Annotated in this window: 7 protein-coding genes; 5 read left to right on the top strand and 2 right to left on the bottom strand. The window is 66.3% G+C overall.

Going from position 1 to position 9,665, the window contains the following annotated elements:
• The coding region (locus VGD20_RS18860; RefSeq protein WP_331135916.1) for a helix-turn-helix transcriptional regulator at nt 1-546 on the top strand (546 nt) is incomplete at its 5' end.
• 35 nt (nt 547-581) lie between these two features.
• Here VGD20_RS18860 and VGD20_RS18855 read toward each other — a convergent pair.
• Both VGD20_RS18855 and VGD20_RS18850 read right to left on the bottom strand, forming a co-directional pair.
• Nucleotides 582-1,214, bottom strand: coding sequence for a glutathione S-transferase family protein (locus VGD20_RS18855; protein WP_331135915.1), 633 nt, complete (start codon nt 1,212-1,214; stop codon nt 582-584).
• A 76-nt stretch (nt 1,215-1,290) separates the two neighbouring features.
• Nucleotides 1,291-3,138 carry a gamma-glutamyltransferase family protein gene (locus tag VGD20_RS18850; RefSeq protein WP_331135914.1) on the bottom strand — a complete coding sequence of 616 codons (1,848 nt, stop codon included), beginning with the start codon at nt 3,136-3,138 and terminating at the stop codon, nt 1,291-1,293.
• A 281-nt stretch (nt 3,139-3,419) separates the two neighbouring features.
• Here VGD20_RS18850 and VGD20_RS18845 point away from each other — a divergent pair, with 281 nt between their 5' ends.
• The 4 genes from VGD20_RS18845 to VGD20_RS18830 form a co-directional block, all read left to right on the top strand.
• Nucleotides 3,420-5,837, top strand: a complete 2,418-nt coding sequence (locus VGD20_RS18845; RefSeq protein ID WP_331135913.1) for a ligase-associated DNA damage response DEXH box helicase — start codon at nt 3,420-3,422, stop codon at nt 5,835-5,837.
• 78 nt (nt 5,838-5,915) lie between these two features.
• On the top strand, nt 5,916-6,953 hold the full coding sequence (locus VGD20_RS18840; RefSeq protein WP_331135912.1) for an aspartyl protease family protein: 1,038 nt from the start codon (nt 5,916-5,918) through the stop codon (nt 6,951-6,953).
• Between the two features lie 126 nt (nt 6,954-7,079).
• Nucleotides 7,080-7,802 carry a ligase-associated DNA damage response endonuclease PdeM gene (pdeM, locus tag VGD20_RS18835; protein WP_331135911.1) on the top strand — a complete coding sequence of 241 codons (723 nt, stop codon included), beginning with the start codon at nt 7,080-7,082 and terminating at the stop codon, nt 7,800-7,802.
• Nucleotides 7,803-7,954: 152 nt separating this feature from the next.
• The coding region (locus VGD20_RS18830; RefSeq protein WP_331135910.1) for a TonB-dependent receptor at nt 7,955-9,665 on the top strand (1,711 nt) is incomplete at its 3' end.

Genomic DNA, 9,665 nt, shown 5'->3' with positions numbered 1-9,665 from the left:
GACGTCAAACTGGCGGCCGGCGACCGGATCGAAATCGAGCTTCCACACGCCGGCGATATAACGGCGGTCGTCATCTGGACGAGCGGACGGCTTTTCGGATGCCGGTTCGAGGGCCCGGTATCGCCGGCAACGCTGAGCGCGGTGGAACTCAAAAGCGCCGTCGCCCCGACGCCCGAACCGGCGAACGCCATCCCCCCGGCTCCCGGCGTCGACGAGGATCGCGCGGCTCCGGTGATCGACGAAGCCTTCGGCGTCCGCCTGCAGCGGCTCCGAACGAATGCGGGGCTCAACCAAGCCGAGGTCGCCGAACGCATGGGCGTCGGCGCGCCATCGGTCTCGAGCTGGGAAAAGGGCCGGGCGCGCCCCAAGCGTGGCCGGATGGCAAAGCTCGCCGCCATATTGGGCGTGCAGACGGCGGCGCTGCTCGACGACGCAGCGCCTGAAGGAATTCAGGGAATGCAGGAGCAGATCGACCGCAGCCGCGAACAGATCGCTCGCGCCGTCGGTGTCAGCCCCGACAAGATCCGGATCATCGTCGAATATTAGCAGGCAATCCGGGGCGGCGGGCACCCGTGCATCGGTCAACGCCGCCGGTCCGCCGCCTCGAAATGCGCCATCTGGTCGGCGCGGGCCTTTGCGAAGGCGGGACGATCGGTGACGCGCGCGACATAGGCCTCGCTTGCCGGCCGGTCGCCGAACGAGCGGATCAGGGGAACCCGCAGGACGTCGGCCATCAACAGGTCCGCGACGGTGAAGCGGTCGGCAGCGAGCCATTCCTGTTCGGCCAGGACACGTTCCATCTGGTCGAGACGCTTGCCCACCCAACCGGTCAGATTATCATCACCGCCGCCGGTTACCTTCAGGAACCACCATGGCAGGGTGACGATCTCGATCGAGTTGATAGCGGCGATCGTCCACTGCACCGTTTCGGTTTCCTCCACCGGATCACGCGGCATCAGGGTTTCGCTTTTCCGGGCCAGATGCAGCAGCCCCGCGCAGCTTTCGAACATCTCGAGGCGGCCGTCGGTCAGGAACGGCACCTGCCCGAAGGGTTGCTGCGCGAGGTGGTTGGTCTCGCGGCCATCGAACGCAACCGTCCCGACGGCATAATCGAGCCCCGCTTCCTCGCATGCCCACCGTAGCCGAAGGTCGCGCACGAAACCGCGTGGCCCTTCGGGAACCCAGTCATAGGTCCAGACGGTCAGTTCGCTCATGGCAGTCTCCTTCCTGTGTCGCCCCGGGAAACAACGCGGCGCCGGGAACCGCCGTTCCCCGAACTCGGCGCCCGGCTCAATAGGCCAGCGCACACCCGTCGGCGCGCATTTCGCTCGCCGCCGCATAAACGCGCGTGTCGCCGTCCATGCGGTGTTCGACGCATTGGTAGCGCCCGAAGCCGCCGTCGGATTCGCCCAATGTCCAGCCGATGTCGGCGAGCTGCCGCCGCGTCGCCTCGGGCACGCCGGTCTCCAGCCGCAATACGCCGTTGATGCCGTCGTCGGGCGAATCCTCGCCCATCGTTTCGGATGAGCCCTCATGATGCCAGCGTGGGGAATCGCCCGCGGCCTGGATCTCCAGCCCGTAATCGACGCGGCCCACGACGATCTGCGCCTGCCCCTGCGGCTGCATGTCACCGCCCATCACGCCGAAGCTCATCCACGGCACGTCGCCGCGTGCGGCAAAGCCCGGGATGATCGTCTGGAACGGCCGCTTGCCCGGCGCATAGATGTTGGGATGGCCGTCCTGAAGGCTGAACAATTGCCCGCGGTCCTGGAACATGAAACCGAGCCCGTCGGCGACCAGCCCCGACCCCATGCCGCGGAAGTTCGACTGGATCATCGACACCATCATGCCGTCCTTGTCGGCGCAGCTGAAATAGGTGGTGTCGCCGCGGCTCGGCGCCTGCCCCGGATGCACCGGCGACAGCAGGCGGTCGGGGCGGATCAGCTTGGCGCGTTCGGCGGCATAATCCTTCGAGACCAGCCACTCGACCGGCACCTTGGCGAAGTGCGGATCGGCGTAATAGCGCGCACGGTCCTCATAGGCGAGGCGCTTGGCTTCGGCCTGCAAATGGATCGACAGCGCCGACTGGAAGCCCCCGCCCCTGAGGTCAAAATTTTCGAGGATGTTGAGCATCTGCAAGGTCGCGATGCCCTGCGTATTCGCGCCGAGCGCATAGACGTCAGTGCCGCGATAGCCGGTCTTGTGCGGCTCGATCCATTCGCTCTTGTGCGCGGCGAGATCCTCATAGCGCAGCCAGCCGCCGATCCGCTTGAAATAACTGTCGATCGTGCGCGCGATCTCGCCGGTGTAAAAGGCGTCGCGGCCGCCCTCGGCGATCAGGCGGAAGGTGCGCGCGAGGTCGGGATTGCGGAACACCTGCCCCGCATTCGGCCCCTTGCCGTCGTTGACGCCCCAGGTGCGCATCGCATTGTCGATTTCCTCGATCCCGCGCCCCGGCTGGCGGAAATTGGCGAGCGCGCGGCGGATATAATAAGCGATCATGTCGGGCACCGGCGCGCCCGCCTCGGCATGCGCGATGACGGGCTCGAACAGCTCCTTCCACGGCAGTTTGCCGTAGCGCTGGTGCATCGCCCACCATCCGTCGACCGCGCCCGGCACCGACACGCTGATCGCGCCATAGGCGGGCAAGGTTCCGCCCTTGGCGCGGCTGCGCACCGTCGCGAGGTCGAGCCCGCGCGGGCTCTTCCCCGACCCGGCAAGCCCCGCGAGCTTCTTCGTCTTCGGGTCCCAGATCATCGCATAAACGTCGCCGCCGATGCCGTTCGCGGTCGGTTCGAGCAGCCCGAGGCACGCGTTGATCGCGATCGCCGCGTCGACCGCCGACCCGCCGCGCTTCAGGATGTCGATCCCCGCCTGCGTCGCGAGCGGATGCGCGGTCCCCGCCGCGCCGCTCAGCCCATAGGCCGCAGTGCGCGACGCGAAGCTCGCACCTACCGGCCGGTCGCCGCCCTGAACGTCGGGGCGCACGAACCGGTCGGCTCCCGGCTCCCACACCGGCGGCAGTGCGCCCGCGCCACCCGTTTTGGGCGCTGCTTTCGGTTTGCCGTCCTGCGCGGAGCCCAGCGTGGGCAACAGCGCAGCGGCAGGGACGGCGGCAAGGAGTGTGCGACGACGCATCGATTCAGATCCCTCAAAAAGGAAGCCGTTCTCGCGGCAAGGGGGGGCGAGGGCAAGATCAGATTTTATATACGATTACGGCGGGCGTCGTTTTGGGTGGCGAGTTGCCCTTTTGTGCACCCCGACGAAGGCCGGGGCCCATGCGGCAACACGCCAAGTTCGCGTTAGAATTCCGGGCCCCGGCTTTCGCCGGGGTGCACATCCCTATCGGCAACTCCCGGTCGATTGCTGTCGATGAGAGAAGCATTGCGTGCATCCCTCACTCGCCCCAAGTTCATGCCATGCCTCTCCCCGCCCCCTTTGCCGACTGGTTCACCGCGCGCGGATGGCGGCTGCGGCGACATCAGGCCGATATGCTCGGCGCAGGCGCGCGCGGCGAGCATGCGCTGCTTGTCGCAGCAACGGGCGCGGGCAAGACATTGTCAGGGTTCCTGCCAACGCTGGTCGACCTGTACCGGCATCCGACCGACCGGCTGCATACCCTGTATGTCTCGCCGCTGAAGGCGCTCGCCGCCGACGTCGAACGCAACCTCCTCGGTCCGATCGCCGAAATGGACCTCGATATCAGCGTCGAGAGCCGCAGCGGTGACACCAGTTCGGACAAGAAGGCACGCCAACGCAGCCGGCCGCCGAACATATTGCTGACGACGCCGGAATCGCTGTCGCTGCTGCTGTCGTACCCCGACAGCTTCACGATGTTCGCCGAGTTGAAGACCGTCGTGATTGACGAGATCCACGCCTTTGCGCCGGGCAAGCGCGGCGATTTGCTGTCGCTTGCGATGGCGCGGCTGCAACAGATCGCTCCCGGCCTCCGCCGCGTCGGACTGTCGGCCACGATCGCCGATCCGGCGCAATATGCGGGCTGGCTCGCGCCCGATGCCGGCGCGGAGGCCGTGACGCTGGTCGAGGGCGAACCCGGCGCCGAGCCCGATATCGGGATATTGCTGCCCGAGGGTGCCGTGCCGTGGGCTGGACATTCGGGACGCTATGCAGTGCATCAGGTGATGGAAGAGATTGCGAAGAACCGCACCACGATCATCTTCTGCAACACGCGCGGCCTTGCCGAGCTGATCTTTCAGGAGCTTTGGAAAGTCAACGACCGCAGCCTGCCGATCGCGATCCACCACGGCAGCCTCGACCGCGAAGCGCGTCAGCGCGCCGAAACCGCAATGGCCGAAGGGCGGCTGCGCGCGCTCGTCGCGACGGCGAGCCTCGATCTCGGGCTCGACTGGGGCGACGTCGATTGCGTGATCCAGATGGGAGCGCCCAAGGGATCGTCGCGGCTGCTCCAGCGCATCGGCCGCGCGAACCACCGGCTCGACGAGCCGAGCAAGGCGCTGATCGTACCGGGCAACCGTTTCGAATATCTGGAGGCGCGCGCCGCACTCGACGCGGTCGAGGCGGGCGAACGCGACGCCGACCGTTTTCGCCCCGGCGCGCTCGACGTGCTCGCGCAGCATGTGATGGCTCTCGCCTGCGCGGCGCCGTTCAACGAAGTCGAGCTGCTCGCCGAAATCCGCACCGCCGCGTCCTACCGCTGGATCGACGCCGGCATCTTCGCGCGGCTGCTTGGTTTCGTGCGCGACGGCGGCTACGCGCTCAAAAGCTACGACCGGTTTCGCCGCCTCGCGCCCGACGGGCAGGGGCGCTGGCGGATCGCGCATCCGCGCCTCGCCGCGCAGCACCGGCTCAACGCCGGGATCATCGTCGAGGCGCCGATGGCCGACGTACGCTTCAGGAACGGGCGGCGGCTCGGCAAGGTCGAGGAATATTTCGCGAGCACGCTGACCCCCGGCGACACCTTCGCCTTCGCCGGGCTCAGCCTCGAGGTCGAGGCGATCCGCGATACCGACCTGATCGTCCGCGCAACGACGCGCCCTGCCCGGATTCCGAGCTATATGGGCGCGCGGCTTGCGATCTCGACGCGGCTCGCCGACCGGGTGCGGACCTTCCTTGCCAATCCGGCGAGCTGGCAGCGCTTTCCCGAAGATGTCCGCTTCTGGCTCGAGATGCAGGCGCTGCGCTCGGCGCTGCCCCGCCCCGGCGAGCTGCTCGTCGAGACATTCCCGCACGAGGGGAACCACTATCTCGTCTGTTACCCGTTCGAGGGATGGAACGCGCACCAGTCGCTCGGCATGCTGATCACCAAGCGGATGGAACGCGCCGGGCTACAGCCCTTGGGTTTCGTCGCCTCGGACTATGCGATCGCGATCTGGTCGCTGCGGCCCGTGATGCACCCGCAGAATCTGTTCGATGCCGAGATCCTGTCCGAAGAGTTCGTCGAATGGGTCGAACGGTCACACCTCCTGAAACGCGCTTTCCGCGAGGTCGCGATTATCGGCGGGCTCATCGAGCGCCAGCATCCGGGCAAACGCAAGACAGGCAAGCAGGTGACCTTTTCGACCGACCTGATCTTCGACGTGCTCAGGAAATACGAGCCCGACCATCTGCTGCTCGAAGCCGCCTGGGCCGACGCGCGCGAGCGGCTGACCGATGTCGCGCGGCTCGGCGACCTCCTTGACCGAGCGGCGGGGACGATGCTGCACAAGAAACTCGACCGGATCAGCCCGCTCGCGATTCCCGTGCTCGTGCTGATCGGGCGCGAAAATGTCGCGGCGGCCGATCTCGACGACGCGCTGCTCGGCGAACTCGCCGACAGCCTTGCCGCAGAGGCAATGTACGCCGGGCCGCACGATTGAGACGTTCACCGGCATGCCGCTTGCGGCGAACCCCCGAGAGGCGTAGAATTGGAAGCAAAGAGGAAGAGGATGCCAGCGATGACCCAAGCCACTAGGCGGTCCGTCCCATTGGCGCTGCTGCTCGCCGCCCCCGCGCTGCTCGGCGCGACGCCGGCGCCCGATCATCCGCCCGCGACGCCCGCCGCCGCGCCTCCCCCCGCCAGCGAGGTGCTCACCCCGCCGGTGACGGTCACGCCGTTCATCCAGCCCTTCGACCTCGACGCGACACGGCGCATGTCGGTAAAGGTGATGGTCGGGGGCAAGGGTCCCTTCTCCTTCCTCGTCGACACCGGCGCCGAGCGGACGGTGATCGCACGCGAACTCGCCGAGCGACTGGGGCTGGTCGAGGGCGCGAAACTGCGGCTCGCGACGATCGGCGGGTCGACGATGGTGCCCAGCTTTCGCGTCGCCGCGCTGCAAATGTCCGACCTGCATATGGCGTCGGTCGATGCGCCCGCTTTTTCCGGCCGCCATATCGGTGCCGCCGGCCTGATCGGCGTCGACATGCTCGAAAATCGCCGCATCCTCATCGATTTCCGCAAGGAAAGCATGTCAATCCTCGAAACGCGGAAGCGCGCGCGCCCGCTCATTCGCGACGATGACGCGATCGTCGTTACCGCCCGCAACATGGCGGGGCGACTGATCCTGTCCGATGCGCGGCTCGACGGAAGGCGGGTCGACGTCATTGTGGATACGGGCGCCCAAACCAGCGTCGGCAATCTGGCCCTGCAGGAAATGGTCGCAAAAAGCCGCCAGAACCGCTTGCCCTTCACCCCGACCGTGCTGGGTGCGGTGACGGGCGAAGCGGTGCCGGCGACGCGCACCGCGATCAAACGGATCGTCATCAACGGAATGGACGTCAACGACCTGCCGGTCAGCTTTGCCGACAGCCAGGCTTTCCGGGCGCTGGGTCTGGTCGAACGCCCCGCGCTGCTCATCGGCATGGACAGTCTGTCGCTGTTCGACCGCGTCGAGATCGATTTCCCGAACAAGCGCGTCGTCTTCGACCTGCCCGACGCCGCGCAGCGTCAGACCGGACAGCGCTTCGCCGCAAACTATGCGAACCGGGGCGTGTAGCCATCATCCCGTTTGACCCGCAGCGCGGCGAGGCCTGCCCCGAACGCCGGCCAGGCTGTCAAAGACGCGGGACAAAGGACGGGATGGCCGCTTGCCCATAGGCCGGCGCACCTGCATAGCGGCGCCATGTCCCCTACGCCGAACTTTGTCTTTGCAGGCCAGCAATTCCGGATGCTCACCGACCGCGCGCTGTTCTGGCCACGGCACGGCGCGCTGATCGTCGCCGACCTGCATCTCGAAAAGGCAAGCTGGTTCGCCGCGCTCGGCCAGCCCTTGCCGCCGTATGACAGTCATGACACGCTCGACCGGCTCGCGGCGCTGGCTACCGAAACGGGTGCACGCGCGATCTGGTGCCTTGGTGACTGTTTCCACGACCGCCGAGCCGCCGAGCGCATCGCTCCCGCGGTCGCCGCGCGATTGCGCGGGCAGGCGACATCGGCAAAGCTGCTGTGGATCGCCGGCAACCACGACGGCCTGTCGGGCGGCGCGTGGGGAGGCGAGGTCGCCGACGAACTTCTCGTCGACGGCATCGTTTTCCGGCACCAGAGCCTGGGTTCCGAGACGCGGCCCGAAATCTCCGGGCACTTTCATCCCAAGCTGCGCCTGAACATCCGCGGGCGCCCGGTTTCGCGCCCCTGTTTCGCGTGCGACGACAAACGTTTGATTCTGCCCGCTTTCGGCAGCTTGACCGGCGGGCTTGCTGCCGATGACCCAGTAATCGCCGAAAATTTTGCCGGCGCCTATCAGGCGATGCTCGTCGCGCGCGGACGGCGGCTCTGCTTTCCCTGTCGCAGCCCGATCCGCGATGACGCTACGGCAACCCGCGCCGCCCGGGCTGCCAAGGCCTAAGCCCCGTCGAACAGGCGCTTTTCCGCCTGTGGCCAAAAAGCATCACATTTTCAAAAACGACGCAAATACGGGCCTCCCGCTGGATTGGCCGCGCAATTGAGTTATGCTCCGCCGGCAACAAAAATAAATAAATGTTGAGAGGAGTGCCCGATATGAAATCATCTTCCCTTCGTGCTGCCCGTTTTCTGCGTACCAGTGCGCTCGGCGTCTCGATCGCCATGGCCGCGATCGCCGCTCCGGCCTTTGCCCAGAACACCGCGGCTGACGCCCCGGCCGACACCGCGACCGACGACAGCGATAACACCCCGATCATTGTCACCGCGCAGGGCCGGTCGCAGCTGCTCTCCGACGTTCCGGTCGCGATTTCAGCGGTCAGCGCCGAAACGCTGCAGAACAGCGGCGCGAACGACATTCGCCAACTGAACCAGGTCGCCCCGTCGCTCCTCGTTTCGTCGACCGGCTCGGAAGCCAACGGCTCGGCGCGTATCCGCGGCATCGGGACCGTCGGCGACAACCCCGGCCTCGAAAGCTCGGTCCCTGTCTTCATCGACGGCGTCTATCGCTCGCGTTCGGGCATCGGCCTCAACGAACTCGGCGAGATCGACCGCATCGAAGTCCAGCGCGGCCCGCAGGGCACGCTCGGCGGCCGCAACTCGTCGGCGGGCCTGATCAGCATCTATTCGAAAAAGCCGAGCTTCGAATTCGGCGCCACCGGCGAAGTCACCTATGGCAATTATGATTACTGGCGCCTCGGCGGCAGCGTCACCGGCCCGATCGGCGAAACGCTGGCCGCACGCCTCGACGGTGTCTGGGTCAAGCGCGACGGTTTCTACAACGACATGAACAATGATCGCGACATCAACAACCGCGACCGCTATTTCCTGCGCGGGCAATTGCTGTTCGAGCCGACCGACGCGCTGTCGGTCCGCCTGATCGCCGACTATACCTATCGCGACGAAGAATGCTGCGCGGCGACCTATGTCGGCCCGGCGGTCAATCCCTATATCGGCGACCTGAACACGCCGAGCCCCACGGGCACGCCGACGCCGACGACGAACAACATCATCCGCGTGCTCGCCGATCTCGGCCAGCCGCTCGGCGCGTTCAATCAGGGCTATAGCCGCGATATTTCGGTCACCCCGGGCCGCAGCTTTGCTGGCAAAACCAAGGATTATGGTTTCTCGGGCCAGATCGACTATGATTTCGGCGGCGCGACGCTGACCTCGATCACCGCGTACCGCGAATATCGGTCGAGCCAGGCGGGTGACGTCGATTATGGCGCGGTCGACATCCTCTATCGCGCGGACGACGACGACGCCTATCGCCAGTTCCACACCTTCACGCAGGAACTGCGCCTTCAGGGCGAAGCGTTCGATGGCAAGCTCGACTGGCTCGTCGGCGGTTTCTACGCGAATGAAAAGCTGCGCGTGCGCGATAATCTGCGCTTCGGTGAAGATTACGGCCGTTTCGCGGCATGCCGCCTCATCACCGGCACCCCGCTCGCGGGCCTGTATTCGCCGACCAGCCCCGGATGCGTCGTGCCGTTCGCCGCACCCGGCGTGCCCGGGCTTGCCGCCCTTGCGGCCGCGAACGGCGCTTCGGGCCCGGACATCGTTTCCGCGCTGACCGCACTCGACGGGATCAGCGACAAAGGAAGCATCAACGACGTCTACCGCCAGAATGGCAAGAATTGGGCGCTGTTCACGCACAATATCTTCCACATCACCGACAAGCTCGATTTCACCTTCGGCGTCCGGTACACGAACGACAAGAAGAAATTCTCGGCGACCTTCACCAACGACAATACTGCCTGCACGACGGTCCAGGGCTTGGTGCTCGACGACGCCGCCCAGCCCGATGTTC

It is taken from the genome of Sphingopyxis sp. (assembly GCF_036402335.1).
Lineage (GTDB): Bacteria > Pseudomonadota > Alphaproteobacteria > Sphingomonadales > Sphingomonadaceae > Sphingopyxis.
The sequence above is the reverse complement of the archived record's forward strand: the minus strand, read 5'-3'. Positions and strand labels throughout refer to the sequence as shown.

Coding starts and splice junctions, on each gene's coding strand:
- VGD20_RS18855 (WP_331135915.1), bottom strand. CDS start 1,214: ATGAGCGAACTGACCGTCTGGACCTATGACTGGGTTCCCGAAGGGCCA.
- VGD20_RS18850 (WP_331135914.1), bottom strand. CDS start 3,138: ATGCGTCGTCGCACACTCCTTGCCGCCGTCCCTGCCGCTGCGCTGTTG.
- VGD20_RS18845 (WP_331135913.1), top strand. CDS start 3,420: ATGCCTCTCCCCGCCCCCTTTGCCGACTGGTTCACCGCGCGCGGATGG.
- VGD20_RS18840 (WP_331135912.1), top strand. CDS start 5,916: ATGACCCAAGCCACTAGGCGGTCCGTCCCATTGGCGCTGCTGCTCGCC.
- pdeM (WP_331135911.1), top strand. CDS start 7,080: ATGTCCCCTACGCCGAACTTTGTCTTTGCAGGCCAGCAATTCCGGATG.